Source organism: Emcibacter nanhaiensis (assembly GCF_006385175.1).
Lineage (GTDB): Bacteria > Pseudomonadota > Alphaproteobacteria > Sphingomonadales > Emcibacteraceae > Emcibacter > Emcibacter nanhaiensis.
In genome coordinates this window covers 193,627-208,131 of sequence record NZ_VFIY01000004.1, presented here as the reverse complement: position 1 = coordinate 208,131, position 14,505 = coordinate 193,627, and the positions used below count along the sequence as shown (strand labels likewise).

Here is a 14,505-nt window from a genome sequence, read left to right as displayed (position 1 = left end):
TCGATCTAATCCTTTGCTCCGCAGATTGGTATGAATCTTTCGCAGCCCTGTCTAAACCGAAATATTATGGTTTTCAAGAGATATTATGACAAATATTATTCTGTATTTACTTATTAATCCGAATAATATTCGATTTAGAACTCTGCCTTATTGACGAGTTCCTGCCACTTGATCTTCTGCATATGCTCGGGAATCTCGCAATAATTCCCTATTATATCACCGCTGAGGAAATTTACACCTATCTCCCGGGTAATCATCAGGTGTTCGACCGAATTGACATTGGTGATGACACTCAGCAGCTTGTTCTTTTTGCAGGAAATGGCAAATTCCGCCATCTTCACCCAGTAACTTTTATCGGACGGCACCTTATCCGGCAGACGATATTTGAGGTACCGCAACCCGGGCATGACAAGTTTTGAACAGTCTCTGGGCAACGAGGCACATTCAAGCTGCACCGAGTTGCAATAGGGTTTCAGGGATGAAATAATCATCTGCAGTTTTGTAACGGGTACGCCGTCAGGAATGCCGGTGAGGTTAAAAATCACATATTTCCTCAGCTCTTCCGGAATCTTCTTACAGCGCAGCAGATATCCCTTGATGCGTTCCGGACTGAACACGGTTTCGTAATGGACCGGGATGGCATAAACGGTTCTGAAATTGTTGATATAAAGTCCCTCCATAATTTCTATGGAGTCGGACAGCAGCAGCCAGTCGAGACCAATCAGACACTCGAGCGCAGTCTTGTCCTTCAGAACATTATAGTCGTAACGCACATTGTCCTGGGCGTCGTGGGCGCTGGCATGAACCGAATAAGTCGTAATGGTTTCGTGACTGACACTCCAGTTGGGCCGGTACAGAAGATCAAAACGTTCATTGCTGACGAACAGGTCATTGACCGAGGATTTTTGTTCCTCCGGTTTGGCTGCCGACCCGGCTTTTTTCCTGTCCGGCCCTTCCCTGACTTCACGGTCGAAGAGAAATTTTCCATCCTTGAAACCATAGATGGTTCGGGCGATATCGGGATCCGGCTCGATTTCGCCAAGGAATTTGCGGGCGACTTCGACCATCAGGTTGCGGCAAATGTTGCTCAGGTCGTCGGGGCTTTTGTTCTCGGCTGTCTGGGACGAAAAAATAGCTATATATTCTTCATCGGATCGCTTGAACAAATTGTCATTGGGACTGCAGGAACTTTCCAGAGAGCTTTCGAAAGCGGAAGCAATACGCCCCTTTACACTGTTCCAGCTGTCACCGACTTTTTCCTTCATCGACAGCATGCTGATCAACTGGGCGCGCCCGCTCAGGGCGATGTCATCCTTTTCCAGAAAGCTCTCGAGTTTGCTGTTGGTGATGGGTTTGACCGAGGAACTTCCGTCATCGCCCGAGGACAGGGAACGCAGCGGCCTGCTTTTCGGCGGAGCCAGCTTTTGCCCCCCGTTCCCTGATTTGAACCTGTCAAATACCGATCGCTTGCCCTGCGCCATCTAGAACCTTACAACCCACTGATAAATATATAAAATTTTATCTAATTCGGACACCCCGGCTTTTAAAATAATGTCTACAAAATTAATAAAAACCTAACAATTATGGTAAACAAAAAGTGAACATCTTTCCTAAGGAAGTGCGCATATTCGACTGAAAAAGCAGTCGCAAAAAAAGCCAGAAATGACAGGCTGTTGGCAAAATGCGGAAGGTTTATTCCGGACTGGAGGCAAGCAAAATATTTTTCAAAAGCGAAGGCAATTCATCCCCGTCGAACAGGTTTTCCAGATCAGAAGCGGAAATAATTTCTCCGGATTCGATTTTGCGCAGCAGCGGCTCATTGCTCCCGGCAACCCGGTAGCACTCCCCCCGATAGCCCACCAGCATGTCGCCGTTTGCGGAAGGGGATATGACAATCTTCTCCTGTTCCGGCCGGGATAGCGTCCCTTCCGTCAGAAATTCCCGAATGTCGGGACTGGGTTCCTGATATATCTCGTCTTCAACGGGACTGGTGGAAAAATAGGAAACAAGCCAGTCTGTGAATGTCTGTCCCTCCAGTCCCTGTTTCATCAACTGTCGAATACCGCCCGTGACCTCAGGCCCGGCCGCAAAACCGCCGTTCTGTTCGGTAAGGCCGTCGCCGAGATATCTTGCTTCTGTCTCGCCCCGTTCCTCCAGATACTGGCCATAAGCCATGAAAAGTTCCGGCACCGACGGGCCGAGAAAACCGACAGAATACGTCAGGGCGCTCTCCAGGGTGATCCCCTCATGGGGCACGCGCGGCGGTATGTAAATCACATCTCCCGGCCCGACATCGACCGAGGTCCCGTCAAAGTCATCCCTCAGAACCCTGAGGTCAATACCTGGGATGTAGCGTTCCTCCTTCAGGGCGGCCGCTCCCACCTTCCAGCGGCGACGCCCCTGCCCCTGAACCAGAAAAACGTGATAGCTGTCGATATGCGGCCCGACAGTACCGCCGGGCACCGAATAGCTGATCATGATGTCATCCAGCAACCAGCGGGGAGAGAAATTAAACAGTGGCAGAAGCCGGGCCACCGGCGGATGAAAATGTTCCACATTGTGCACCAGGAGATTCCATCCCTGCTCCCCCAGACCGGCGAAATCCCCTTCTTCAAACGGACCGTGCCTGCAGGCCCAGCCCCCAACGGGTCCTGTCACCAGGCGCGATCTCACCTCTTCTTCGAGGGACAGGCCGGCCAGTTCGTCGGGTTCGATCAGTTCCGCGGCAAGCCCAGCCTCGACGCCGCCCTTGACCACAAAGGGTTTTCTGTTCCAGTAGACCTCATAAAATTCCGGCGCGTCGGGAAACGAGGTGTGTATGTCGAGTGTTGATGTCATGCCGCCACAGTAGAACAGCAAAACCCGCCGATCAAGCCGGCGGGTTTCAGTTTTTTTCTCGACTGGCGTTTTAAGCGACTAGCGGGCGAGGATGGCCTTCATGAAGGAATCCGCCTGGTCACGCAACTGAGTGGCCTGGCTTTCCATCAAGCTGGAGGCTTCCGCCAGCCTTGTAGCACTCTCCATGGTTTTCACAGCTGTGTCGCTGACCCTGGTAATATTGACGGTCACATCCTGGGTCCCGCGGGAGGCCTCCTGAATATTCTTGCTGATTTCGAGCGTTGCGGCAGACTGCTCGTCGGTCGAAGCAGCGATATTGGAAGCGATTTCACTCAACAGGGCAATACTCTGGGCGATACCATCCACTACCTCAACCGTAGAGCCGGCGTTCTCCTGGATGGTGCCCACCTGCTCGGCAATATTGCCGGTCGCGTCGGACGTCTGGGTTGCCAGGGACTTCACCTCATTGGCGACCACGGCAAACCCTTTACCGGCTTCCCCTGCCCGTGCTGCCTCGATGGTTGCGTTCAGCGCCAGCAGATTGGTCTGCCCGGCGATATCATTGATCATCTTGACCACTTCACCAATCGAGGTTGAAGAACTCTGCAGGGCATCAATGGTGTCCTTGGCCGCGATGGCTTCCTGAGCCGCAGTATTTGATTTCTGTGAAGAGGTCGCCACCTGACGGGCGATTTCCTCGACCGACTTGGTCAGTTCTTCTGCGGCAGCCGCAACGGTCTGGACATTCATTGTTGTCTGTTCGGAAGCAGCGGCGACACTGGTGGCCATGCTCTGGGTCTCGGAAGCATTATTGTTGAGCAGGTCTGACATCCGTCTCAGGTTGCCAATCTCTTCAGTGATGGTGGTCAGGGACTGCATCACATTATCATTGAATTCCTTGGCGAGGCGCTCCCGTTCGGAATACGCCTTTTCTTCCATTTGCTCCATGTTGAGTCCGGCCGCATTGATGACCTCGGCGCCGAGGCCAAAGCTGCCACGCATGCCGCGGGTCATGAACTGGCGATAATAGGCGCCATCCTGTGCCGCCTCGAGGGAGGCGCCGGCTTCCCGGACGAAGGCATCGGACAAATCAAGCAGATAATTGATATCGGCCATGGTCGCGGAAAGCTCACCATGGTCCTGCCAACCGACAATCCTGGCTTCGAGATTGCCTTTGCGCAATTCCGGCCCAAGCTGCTTCAAAGCAGCAAAGGCTTTCTCATACTGGGCGAGTTTTTCTTTGGTTTCCGCCAGTTCCTTTGCCAGCGAACTATCCTGCTGGGAGGTGGCTCCTGCATTCTTTTTTCCAAAAGCAAACATTCTTACGCTCCTACTGACCAGATGAATTCATCATATGACGTGGCACTATTTGCAGCCTGTTCCGCCAGATATTTTGCACCGGCAAGCATGCCTTCCTTACGGTTGGCATGCTGACGTTCCACCGCTGCGATTTCTTTATACAGCTTATCGATTTTCTGAACTTCGTTGGCGGAAACACTGCGACGGTTCGAGTGATAGGCAACGATATTGCCCTGATCGTCCATGGTCGGGGTGACATGGGCAAGAACCCAATAGTATTTTCCTGTCTTGGAGATGTTCTTAACGTAGGCGAAAATCTCTTTTTTATGCTGGATGGTTTCCCAGAGAAGCTGAAAGACGGCGCGCGGCATATCAGGGTGCCGGATGATGCTGTGCGGCTCCCCCAACACCTCCCGTTCCTTCATTTCCGCGACTTTACAAAAAATATCATTAACATATGTGATCCGGCCCTTGAGGTCGGTTTTGGAAACAATAATCTCGTCTTGTCCGAAAGTTATTTCTTCATCCACAGGTTCAATATTCATATTTGCCATCGAGGTTCCTCAAAAATACTCTCATCGCATATTTAACAGCTATGTTTCCCGTGTCAGTATTCGCGACTTTAAAGCCCTGAGAAGTGCTTGCTGACCAAAACCAAACCAGTTGATACTTCCGACTTTGGCTTATTGTAGAACATACTTATGTAAATATACTCTTACTTCGTGTTTACTTGTTTTATTTACCCGTAATAATTTTTCTTTTATCGATCATCCGCATGTACAGTTACCTCCTGTGCCATTGAACCTGTATGGACGAGAATTAGTAAAATTTCTGTTTATTTGAAGTATGAAATTTCATAATTCTACGGAATTATTCGAATTATTTTGTGGGGGCGTCTGTTCTGTATTTTCAATACCCGTAAAATTGTTCACCCCAGCCGCTACTCATCTCCTGCGATCAGCTCTTCAAAATTTACGCGCAGCATATGACCAGGGGCACTGGTTTTTTGTCGAACGGCATCACCACTGATATAGTCAAACCCATACTCATAAGCCTGCTGCAGTGATTTGCGGTCACCCACTTCTATCAGCGAAACCTTGAGCGTTTTTTTTCGACACTTGTCAATCGTGGTGGCGAGAGCGGACCAATATTCCTGACTATCCGATTTGTCCGGATCAAGACGCACCCTGATCCCCTTGAGGCCGCACTCCTTATAGAAATCCAGGTTCTTGGGAATAAACTCGTCACAGTCAAGCATAATGACCGGACAGTATCTTCCGAGAATGGCAACAATATCCAGAATTTTGCCGGACGGCATCCCTTGGGGAAACCCTTTCAAGGTTATCATGGTATAGCGGGACAACTCCTTGGGAATCTGCACGATCTTACGGGAATATGCTGTCAGAAGTTGAGAATTGAACACGGTATCATAGCAAACCGGAAGGCAGAAAACCGCCCGGTATTTCTTGGCGTAAAATTCCAGAAGTTGGTTACCGCATTCATCTGCAAGCATATAGTCCAGGCTAACCCTGTCCCGGTTTTCCAGCCGCTTGATCAGAGTCGAGTAATTGCCGCTCGATACCTTGTCCCGCATCTGACAATCCACGGCATAGGTAGACAATACCTGGTGCCTACTGTCCCAGATTGGAACATAGGTTACTTTGAACAACTCCCGGATTCGGTCGTTTTCGCCTGAAAAAAATCTCAACAGATTGCTGGCAGAGCGGGCATCCGAGGGGTCTTCTTCATCACCCGACAGCGATGCATTCTCCTTCATGCCGATGTTGGACAGGATGTTATCGAGGGTGTCTTCCTCAAAAGTCAATTGCCCGTCAAACTGACCGACTGCTGTCCGGACCACAATCTCCCGGGTTTCGACCTGGCCCAGGAACTTGATGGAAAGTTCCTGAAGTATTTTTGCGCAGACCAGGCGCGCTTCATCCTCCGCCAGATGGGCGAAAACAATCAGATGCTCTTCCTCGCTCCTGGAAAAAAAGACATCCTGATTGCCGATGCGTTTCAGGACAATCTGTTCGAGGCCGGTGAGTATCGACTCCCTGAGATCCAGCCATCTGTCCCCCATCTTTTCCTTCAGTTCCTTCAATCCCAGAAGCTGAACGCGCCCGGTGTTCACCATGGAACTTTCGGACAGCATTTTCATCAACTTTTTTTCGACTGAGGGGGTCGGCTTGGTCCTGAGTCCGAATGTCCGTTGTCGTGGTTGCTTGGCACCGGACGCATCCACATCGTACAGCAGCATTTCTATAAATTTTTCCAGCATACTCCGACCGTTCACACGTTGGAAAGTTGACCATTAGAACGCTTTTTGTTCAAAAACCTAGCAGACAAAAATATGCGACCGCAGCTTAACAATTTACTAATTGGGCAGCACAAAAAAAGCCGCCCGTTGAGGGCGGCTTTCGATGATTCTGTATATCCTGGTGCGATTAACGCTTGGAGAACTGGAAGCTCCGGCGGGCCTTGGCCTTACCGTATTTCTTACGTTCAACCACACGGGCATCGCGGGTCAGGAAGCCATTGGCTTTCAGGACCGGACGCAGGCCCGGCTCATAATATGTCAGCGCCTTGCTGATACCGTGACGAACGGCACCGGCCTGACCGGAAAGGCCGCCGCCTTTAACGGTGCAGTCCACATCGAACTGATCCTTGCGACCGGCAACTTCAAACGGCTGGTTCACGACCAGACGCTGTGTCGGGCGGGCAAAGTATGTCAGCTGGTCGCGGCCGTTGACGGTGATTTTACCGGAACCCGGCTTGATCCAGACACGGGCAACCGCGTCTTTACGTTTACCGGTAGCATAGGCACGGCCCTGCGCGTCCAGTTTCGGTTCAGCCGTAACGGCTTCGGAAGCTTCACTGCCGGCTTCTGCATTGGCAGCTTCGGCTGTGATCTCTTTCAGGTCTTCAAGAGTTTTCTTTTCTTCAGCCATGATTAGCGGCTCCTTGTATTCTTTTCGTTCATACCGGCAACATCCAGAACTTCCGGGTTCTGGGCGGTATGGGGATGTTCTGCACCGGCATAAACGCGCAGGTTACGCATCTGCTGACGACCGAGCGGGCCGCTCGGGATCATGCGCTGTACAGCCTTTGTGATCAGACGCTCGGGATGCTCGCCTTCGAGGATCTGTTTGGCGTTACGGCTTTTGATACCGCCCGGATAACCGGTGTGCCAGTAATGGATTTTGTCGTCCATTTTCTTGCCGGTCAGTTTGACTTTCTCGGCATTGATAATGATGATGTTGTCGCCGTCATCCATGTGCGGAGTATAGGACGGCTTGTGTTTGCCGCGCAGACGATTGGCGACAATGGCAGCCAGGCGGCCCAGGACAACGCCTTCGGCGTCGACCACATACCATTTCTTCTCAATGTCTGCCGGTGTAGCAGAAAAGGTTTTCATATTCTCGTTCCTTAATGGGCCGCCTCTTTTCCCTGCTGCAGGTTTTAATTGCCCGGGATGCAAACGGCTTTTATGGTGTTCCGGTGTTATTTGTTCAGCTTCGGGACAGGCCCGGGACTCGATAAATAACAATGGCGCGCAATATGCCATTTACAAAATAAAAGTCAATGATATATTTCCTTTAAAATTCAAGGACTTGAAATTATGGTATTATAATACCTATTTACAACCCCCTTGTTTTTAAAACAAAAATTCAACAATAAGCCACACATTATAATTTAAGGATCAAAGCCATGTCAGACTCACAGAAGTTTTCGACACTCGCCGTTCATGCCGGCGCCCAGTCAGACCCGACCACCGGGGCCGCCGTGACGCCCATCTATCAGACGGCTTCCTATGAATTCGAAAGCCCGGAACAGGCCGCCGCCCTGTTCAACTTGCAGGAATTCGGCAATATCTACAGCCGCCTGACCAACCCGACAGTCGGTGTGCTGGAAAACCGGGTTGCCGCCCTCGAAGGCGGCGCCGCCGCCCTTGCCGTGGCGTCCGGCCATGCCGCCCAGCTGATCACCTTCCATACCCTGATGGAGCCGGGTGACGAGATCCTAGCCTCCACCAAACTCTATGGCGGCTCCATCACCCAGTTGAGCCAGAGCTTCAGGAAGTTCGGCTGGGGCGCAAATTTCGTTGATCCGGACCCGGCCGCCATGAAGGCTGCCATCACGCCCAACACCAAGGCGATCTTCATGGAAAGCCTGGCCAACCCGGGCGGTGTGGTCACCGACATCGCCGCCATCGCCGAGGTGGCCCATGAAGCCGGCATCGTCTTGGTGGTGGACAATACGCTCGCCACCCCCTATCTCTGCCGACCGATCGAACACGGCGCCGACATTGTCGTGCACAGTCTGACAAAATTCCTCGGCGGCCAGGGCAACAGCGTCGGCGGTGTGATCGTCGATTCCGGCCGTTTCGACTGGATGAAGAGCGGCAAATATTCCACCCTGTCCGAGCCCAGCGAATCCTATCACGGCATGGTATTCGGCGAAGTGTTCGGCGAAGCCATGGGTAATATCGCCTTCGCCATCGCCTGCCGGGCTGTCGGCCTGCGCGACCTGGGCCCGGCGCTCTCGCCCATGAATGCGTTCCTGATCCTGAACGGCATCGAGACCCTGCCGCTGCGCATGCAGCGCCATGCGGACAACGCCTTGGAAGTGGCGAAATTCCTCCAGGCCCATGACCAGGTGGAATGGGTGTCCTACGCCGGGCTGGAAGACAGCCCCTATTATGACCTGAAACAGAAATACCTGCCGAAAGGCGCGGGCGCCGTGATGACCTTCGGCGTCAAGGGCGGTTATGACGCCGGCAAGAAAGTGGTCGCCAATGTGAAACTGTTCAAGCATCTGGCCAACATCGGCGATACGAGAAGCCTGATCATCCATCCCTCGTCCACCACCCACCGCCAGCTGGCAGAAGCCGATCAGGTCAAGGCCGGCGCCGGTCCGGACGTGGTGCGCCTGTCCATCGGCATCGAGGATGTGGAAGATATCAAGGCCGACCTGGACCAGGCCCTGAACAGCTGATCGAACAAAACGAAAATCCGTAAAAAAGCCCTGCTTCAAACCTGAAGCAGGGTTCATTTCATTTATAATGTGAAAATTCAGTTATAATGTGAAAATTCAATCTGTCGCGCCGGTTTCGATCGGCTCAACAGCGGTTGTTTCCTCAACTGGCTGCACCTGTTCCTCAGTGGCTTCAACATCACCGTCAGTCTGCCCGGCTTCAGCTTCGCCGGCACCTTCATCTTTCTGTTCGACGCCATAGACTACCGGCTCCGGCGCGGCCTGATTCAGCGGTACCATGGTCACGGTCACAACTTCAGCATATTTATTGTCAGCGCCCCGTGCGGAATCAATAGCCCAGCCAATCCCGCCGCCCAGGATAATATTGCCGAAGGTTGAACCCTCGGTGCCTGAATTCACATGTGCTGTGGACTCATGGAAACCGTCCATCTGGCAGCTGACATAGATATCATGCTTGAGTTTGCTGACGCGAATGGTCTCGGGCGTGGTGACTGTCGCCAGCACCCGATTTTCCCTTGTCAGCGTACATTCCGCTCCCTTCGGGTTGGAATCAACAGTCATATCCTGGTCTGTTCCACTCATCACGCTCGCACAGCCGGATAGGCTCAACGCCACAACGGGCGCCAACATTAAAAATTTTGATTTCATTATTTCCTCCTCAAAGGAGGTAGATCAAGATTGTTCCCCACTGCGGCCCCCTGACCACAGACAAAGAAACCTGAATAACCGGAAAGAAAACTCGCAATCCCCCAAGCTACTGACTTTACTACCCCTAACACATCAAATAAGTTGCCAGTTTCAGCAAAAAGCAACCCCCAAACTATCAACGACACCCCGGAAAAAATCAATCAGTTTCACTGATTATTTCCCGCTAAGGCTGTCTTCAACCCACTTCAAATACGCGGGATTGCCGCCATTGATCGGCCAGACGGTGACGCAGGGCACTTCATAGGAATGCAGGTCGATAATCCGGGCGATAGCCTTTTCCCGCTTCGCCTCCAGGGTCTTGAGCAGCAGAACAGATTCTTTTTCCTCGCACACCTCACCGTCCCAGACAAATACCGATGTCATGCCGTCCATGATATTGGCGCAGGCGGCAAGCTTTTCCCGGACCAGGGTGCGGGAAATTTCCAATGCTTCGTTATGATCGCTGCAGGTCACATAGATGGTGCAGCAGGCGGACATGGGTCAATGCTCCTGTTTCAGGCGATGCAGAAAATAAAGACCGGCAGATAATAGCACGATTGCCCCCGCCTGGTGAAGGGCAGCCAGCGGAATCGGCACGACATGGACCAGGGTCAGGATCCCCAGCGTCACCTGAACCAGGACAGCCGCGGCCAGCAGCAGACTGGCCAATGGCCGATACAGGCGGTTTTTCCAGACCAGCCAGGCGGACATAATGGTGATGATATAAGCCCCGATCCGGTGGTCGAACTGCACCGTCATCAGGTTTTCAAAGAAATTCATATACCAGGGACTTTCGTCAAACAGGCCGGCGGGGATCAGCTGCCCGTCCATCAGCGGCCAGTCCGTATAGATGAAACCGGCATTGAGTCCCGCCACCAGGCCGCCCAGGAGGATCTGGCCGAAAACCAGCAGAACCAGCACCGCAGCGGACCGGGACAGCCGGCGACTGGCCGCCCGCGGCGAAACCAGGTCAAGCGCTGTCCAGAATATATACAGATAGATCAGGACGGCGAGCCCCAGGTGGGCGGTCAGGCGATAGTGACTGACGTCGGGCCGGTCCACCAACCCGCTTTTCACCATCCACCAGCCGAGCAATCCCTGCAGGCCGCCCAGGATAAACATGATCCAGAGCCTCGGCTTCAGCGACGGCATGACCTTTCCCCGCAACAGGAACAGCATGAACGGAATAAAGAAAGCCAGCCCGATCAGCCGGCCGAGAATACGGTGGCTGTATTCCCAGAAAAAGATCCCCTTGAATTCCTCCAGGGTCATGCCGCTGTTGACTTTCTGATATTCGGGATATTGTTTATAGGCGTTGAATTCTTCCTGCCATTCAACTTCATTCAACGGCGGTACCACACCGTGAATCGGATGCCAGTCCACCATGCTGAGACCGCTCTCGGTCAGGCGGGTGATTCCGCCGACAACAATCATCAGGAAAATCAGCGCACAGACGGAAAACAGCCAGAACGCAATCTGCCGGTTATTTTTTTTGTCTTGTTCGTTAATCATTGGCATCCCTTTCTGCCCCGTTCCTATCCCATCGGCATCCTGTTTTCAAGCAGTTACAAGTTGCGGCCGACATGCCGGTTTCACCAGGGTTAATTTTAGGACAAATTTTAGCAAATGATCATAAATCCTTAACCGACAATTCCTACACTTTTACCCATGGATAGGACAGCCGGTGACATGGAAAGCCTGTTTCATTTCAGCAGCCTTTTTCTGCTGACCGGTCTGGCTGTGTTTATCCTCTTTCCTCTCCAGAGCTTTTCCCAGGAACTAAATCTGTCATCACCCCAGCCGGGTAATTTGCCGCAAAGCTATCGGATCGACAGCAATTATACACCGGCCCGGCTCCTGGATTCAGATACCGATGAAAAAAATAATCATTCTTATCCAATTGGTTATTTTATTAACCTAAAGTATAAGATCAAAAAAGATATCTATTTTCTTGTCGGCCGCAAAGTCACTCATACTGTGGACCCCAGGCTTTACGCGCCGCCCGGAAGCTACGAGTTCAATCCGGGCCTGACCCTGAACCGCGCTCCTTCCCTGGGACAATTCGGCTTCATTATTCGATATTGACAGCAGCACACACCGTGCTTACCTAGTGCTCCGAAACAGGATAAGCGGAGCCACCATGGATATTGTCACCACCTACAGCCTTCTGGCCCTGAGCATTGCCCTCACGGTAGTGGCCAATATCATGTCCCGCCGACCGAAAGAGATCGGCCGCGCCTGGACCATCCCCTGGAATGGACTACAGTTTTTCTTTATCCTGTTGGCGATCCTGATGGTCCGCCACCTGATGACCCTGCACGGTGGCCCCGGGTCAGTCTGACCCGCCCGGCCGGATATCTTCCCGCGGCGTATTGTTCTTGGCATCCAGGGCGGCAATGGCGGTCATGTTGAAGATGCCGCGCGCACTGGTCGCCGGTGTGACGATATGGGCGGATTGCGCCGCCCCCAGCAGGATCGGGCCGACCAGCAACCCGTTATCGATATTCTTCACCATATCCAGGCAGATATTGGCCGCATCCAGGTCGGGGAAGATCAACAGATTTGCCGAGCCCTTGAGGCGGCTGTCGGTGATCAGCTCGTTACGGAGCGACTCATCCAGCGCGGCCGCCGCATGCATTTCCCCATCCACTTCCATGTCCGGGAATTCATCCCGCAGGATTCGCGACGCCTGCCGCATCTTGCGGGCCGACGGCGCCCGGGACGAGCCGAAGTTGGAATGGGACAGCAGGGCAATTTTCGGCTTGATGCCGAACTGCTCCACCTTGCGGGCGGCGGCGATGGTGGTTTCCACGATCTGGTCCGCAGTCGGGTCAACGCCCATGAAGGCGTCAGCCAGGAACAGGGTCTGGCGCGGCAGGATCAGCGTACTCAGGGTGGATATATCCTGGGAGCCACAGCGCTTGCCGATCACTTCAATAATATAGCGGATGTGGAAATCGAACCGGCCGTAACTACCGCAGATCATGGCGTCCGCCTCGCCACGGATCACCGCCAGGGCGGCAATCACCGTGGTATTGGTACGGACAATGGTCCGGGCGGCCTCGATGGAGACCCCTTTGCGCCCGACCAGCGAATGATAGAGCTGCCAGTATTCCCGGTAACGTTCATCTTTTTGCGGGTTGATCAGGTCGAAATCCTCGCCCTGCTTCAGGCGCAGGCCCATCTTGTCGATGCGGCTGGCGACCACTTCGGGACGACCGATCAGGATCGGAAACGCCATCTGTTCATCGACCACGGCCTGAACGGCGCGCAGCACGGACTCGCTTTCCCCTTCCGCATAGATAACCCGTTTTTTCAAGCTCTTGGCTTCTTCGATGATCGGCTGCAGCAGCATGTTGGATTTGAACACGAAGTTGCCGAGGCTTTCCTTATATTCCTCGACGTCGGCCAGCGGACGGGTGGCGACACCGGAGTCCATGGCCGCCTTGGCCACGGCTGGCGCCACTTCGAGGATCAGGCGCGGGTCAAAGGGCTTGGGAATGATATAGTCGGGACCGAACTTCAGTTCCTCGCCCCGATAGGCATCAGCCACCTGCTCCGACGTCTCCTTGTAGGCGAGGTCGGCGATGGCCTTGACGCAGGCCACTTTCATTTCCTCGTTGATGGTGGTGGCCCCTACATCCAGGGCGCCGCGGAACAGGAACGGGAAGCAAAGCACATTGTTGACCTGGTTGGGATAGTCGGAACGGCCGGTGGCGATCACCGCATCCGGTTTTACCTCCAGCGCATCCTCCGGCAGAATTTCCGGGGTCGGGTTGGCCAGGGCCAGGATAAAGGGACGGTCGGCCATTTTGGCGACCATTTCCTTTTTCAGAATGCCGGGCGCACTGAGTCCCAGGAACACATCCGCCCCTTCAATGGCGTCATCGAGGGTGCGCATATCGGTGTCGAGGGCATAGCGGTCCTTATAGGGATTCATGTCCTTTTCCCGGCCCACATAGACGACGCCCTCGATATCCACCAGGGTAATATTTTCCTTCGGCAGGCCCATGCTCACCAGCACATCCAGGCAGGCCAGCGACGCCGCTCCGCCGCCGGTCGAGACCAGCTTGATATCTTTCAGTTTCTTGCCGACCACCCGCAGACCGTTGTAAATGGCGGCCCCGGCAACAATGGCCGTGCCATGCTGGTCGTCGTGAAAGACCGGGATGTTCATGCGCTTTTTCAATTCGGCTTCGACGATAAAGCATTCCGGCGCCTTGATATCCTCCAGGTTGATGCCGCCGAAAGTGGGCTCCAGCGAGGCGACGATATCAATCAGCTTTTCGGGATCGCGCTCATCAACCTCAATGTCAAACACATTGATCCCGGCAAATTTCTTGAACAGAACCGCCTTTCCTTCCATCACCGGCTTGGCGGCCAGCGGGCCGATGGCGCCGAGCCCCAGCACGGCGGTGCCGTTGGTCACCACGCCGACCAGGTTGCCGCGTATGGTCATTTCGGCGGCCGCATGAGGATCCTCGACAATGGCTTCACAGGCATAGGCCACACCGGGGGAATAGGCCCGGGCCAGGTCACGCTGGTTGGCCAAAGGCTTGGTTGGTACAATCGCCAGTTTCCCGGCTACCGGTTCCTTGTGATACCGAAGGGAAGTTTCCTTGAGCTTGTCGTCCGCCATTCTCGTCTGTCCATATGATCGCTGCCTTCGCGGGCAGTCTGCTT

The 14,505-nt window shown here is 53.6% G+C and carries 14 protein-coding genes; 3 read left to right on the top strand and 11 right to left on the bottom strand.

Features of this window, described 5'->3' with window-relative positions:
• Positions 1-134 precede the first annotated feature (134 nt).
• From FIV46_RS01425 to rplM, 7 genes are all read right to left on the bottom strand, one after another.
• Positions 135-1,481 carry a hypothetical protein gene (locus FIV46_RS01425; protein WP_139938017.1) on the bottom strand — a complete coding sequence of 449 codons (1,347 nt, stop codon included), beginning with the start codon at positions 1,479-1,481 and terminating at the stop codon, positions 135-137.
• A 211-nt stretch (positions 1,482-1,692) separates the two neighbouring features.
• A complete protein-coding gene (locus FIV46_RS01420; protein WP_139938016.1) occupies positions 1,693-2,838 on the bottom strand; it encodes a cupin domain-containing protein in 1,146 nt (381 codons plus the stop codon).
• A 78-nt stretch (positions 2,839-2,916) separates the two neighbouring features.
• Positions 2,917-4,158, bottom strand: a complete 1,242-nt coding sequence (locus FIV46_RS01415) for a methyl-accepting chemotaxis protein (RefSeq protein WP_139938015.1) — start codon at positions 4,156-4,158, stop codon at positions 2,917-2,919.
• A gap of 2 nt (positions 4,159-4,160) precedes the next feature.
• The gene (locus FIV46_RS01410; RefSeq protein WP_139938014.1) at positions 4,161-4,691 is read right to left on the bottom strand and encodes a PAS domain-containing protein; all 531 of its coding nucleotides are present in this window, start codon (positions 4,689-4,691) and stop codon (positions 4,161-4,163) included.
• Between the two features lie 386 nt (positions 4,692-5,077).
• On the bottom strand, positions 5,078-6,418 hold the full coding sequence (locus FIV46_RS01405; RefSeq protein WP_139938013.1) for a hypothetical protein: 1,341 nt from the start codon (positions 6,416-6,418) through the stop codon (positions 5,078-5,080).
• Positions 6,419-6,584: 166 nt separating this feature from the next.
• Positions 6,585-7,088 carry a 30S ribosomal protein S9 gene (rpsI, locus tag FIV46_RS01400; RefSeq protein WP_139938012.1) on the bottom strand — a complete coding sequence of 168 codons (504 nt, stop codon included), beginning with the start codon at positions 7,086-7,088 and terminating at the stop codon, positions 6,585-6,587.
• A 2-nt stretch (positions 7,089-7,090) separates the two neighbouring features.
• A complete protein-coding gene (gene rplM / locus FIV46_RS01395) occupies positions 7,091-7,555 on the bottom strand; it encodes a 50S ribosomal protein L13 (protein ID WP_139938011.1) in 465 nt (154 codons plus the stop codon).
• 293 nt (positions 7,556-7,848) lie between these two features.
• On the opposite strand from rplM, the gene FIV46_RS01390 reads away from it, so the two are divergent.
• Positions 7,849-9,135, top strand: coding sequence for an O-acetylhomoserine aminocarboxypropyltransferase (locus FIV46_RS01390; protein ID WP_139938010.1), 1,287 nt, complete (start codon positions 7,849-7,851; stop codon positions 9,133-9,135).
• Between the two features lie 96 nt (positions 9,136-9,231).
• Here FIV46_RS01390 and FIV46_RS01385 read toward each other — a convergent pair whose 3' ends face one another.
• The 3 genes from FIV46_RS01385 to FIV46_RS01375 form a co-directional block, all read right to left on the bottom strand.
• A complete protein-coding gene (locus FIV46_RS01385) occupies positions 9,232-9,783 on the bottom strand; it encodes a hypothetical protein (protein ID WP_139938009.1) in 552 nt (183 codons plus the stop codon).
• Positions 9,784-9,996: 213 nt separating this feature from the next.
• On the bottom strand, positions 9,997-10,320 hold the full coding sequence (gene cutA / locus FIV46_RS01380) for a divalent-cation tolerance protein CutA (RefSeq protein ID WP_139938008.1): 324 nt from the start codon (positions 10,318-10,320) through the stop codon (positions 9,997-9,999).
• Between the two features lie 3 nt (positions 10,321-10,323).
• On the bottom strand, positions 10,324-11,334 hold the full coding sequence (locus FIV46_RS01375) for a COX15/CtaA family protein (RefSeq protein ID WP_219845817.1): 1,011 nt from the start codon (positions 11,332-11,334) through the stop codon (positions 10,324-10,326).
• Between the two features lie 177 nt (positions 11,335-11,511).
• Here FIV46_RS01375 and FIV46_RS01370 point away from each other — a divergent pair, with 177 nt between their 5' ends.
• Positions 11,512-11,907: a hypothetical protein gene (locus tag FIV46_RS01370; RefSeq protein WP_139938006.1), complete on the top strand. Its 396-nt coding sequence runs from the start codon at positions 11,512-11,514 to the stop codon at positions 11,905-11,907.
• Positions 11,908-11,962: 55 nt separating this feature from the next.
• On the top strand, positions 11,963-12,163 hold the full coding sequence (locus FIV46_RS01365; RefSeq protein WP_139938005.1) for a hypothetical protein: 201 nt from the start codon (positions 11,963-11,965) through the stop codon (positions 12,161-12,163).
• Here the strand turns inward: FIV46_RS01365 and FIV46_RS01360 are convergent.
• Positions 12,155-14,461 (bottom strand): NADP-dependent malic enzyme, encoded by a 2,307-nt coding sequence (locus FIV46_RS01360; RefSeq protein WP_139938004.1) that lies wholly within the window; start codon positions 14,459-14,461, stop codon positions 12,155-12,157. The two genes, FIV46_RS01365 and FIV46_RS01360, sit on opposite strands and share 9 nt — an antisense overlap.
• Positions 14,462-14,505: the final 44 nt, after the last annotated feature.

Bases quoted from the DNA above. Each gene is read 5' to 3' on its own strand.
- rpsI (WP_139938012.1), bottom strand. From the start codon at position 7,088: ATGGCTGAAGAAAAGAAAACTCTTGAAGACCTGAAAGAGATCACAGCC.
- FIV46_RS01425 (WP_139938017.1), bottom strand. From the start codon at position 1,481: ATGGCGCAGGGCAAGCGATCGGTATTTGACAGGTTCAAATCAGGGAAC.
- FIV46_RS01360 (WP_139938004.1), bottom strand. From the start codon at position 14,461: ATGGCGGACGACAAGCTCAAGGAAACTTCCCTTCGGTATCACAAGGAA.
- FIV46_RS01415 (WP_139938015.1), bottom strand. From the start codon at position 4,158: ATGTTTGCTTTTGGAAAAAAGAATGCAGGAGCCACCTCCCAGCAGGAT.
- cutA (WP_139938008.1), bottom strand. From the start codon at position 10,320: ATGTCCGCCTGCTGCACCATCTATGTGACCTGCAGCGATCATAACGAA.
- FIV46_RS01420 (WP_139938016.1), bottom strand. From the start codon at position 2,838: ATGACATCAACACTCGACATACACACCTCGTTTCCCGACGCGCCGGAA.
- rplM (WP_139938011.1), bottom strand. From the start codon at position 7,555: ATGAAAACCTTTTCTGCTACACCGGCAGACATTGAGAAGAAATGGTAT.
- FIV46_RS01385 (WP_139938009.1), bottom strand. From the start codon at position 9,783: ATGAAATCAAAATTTTTAATGTTGGCGCCCGTTGTGGCGTTGAGCCTA.
- FIV46_RS01375 (WP_219845817.1), bottom strand. From the start codon at position 11,334: ATGATTAACGAACAAGACAAAAAAAATAACCGGCAGATTGCGTTCTGG.
- FIV46_RS01410 (WP_139938014.1), bottom strand. From the start codon at position 4,691: ATGGCAAATATGAATATTGAACCTGTGGATGAAGAAATAACTTTCGGA.
- FIV46_RS01365 (WP_139938005.1), top strand. From the start codon at position 11,963: ATGGATATTGTCACCACCTACAGCCTTCTGGCCCTGAGCATTGCCCTC.
- FIV46_RS01390 (WP_139938010.1), top strand. From the start codon at position 7,849: ATGTCAGACTCACAGAAGTTTTCGACACTCGCCGTTCATGCCGGCGCC.
- FIV46_RS01405 (WP_139938013.1), bottom strand. From the start codon at position 6,418: ATGCTGGAAAAATTTATAGAAATGCTGCTGTACGATGTGGATGCGTCC.
- FIV46_RS01370 (WP_139938006.1), top strand. From the start codon at position 11,512: ATGGAAAGCCTGTTTCATTTCAGCAGCCTTTTTCTGCTGACCGGTCTG.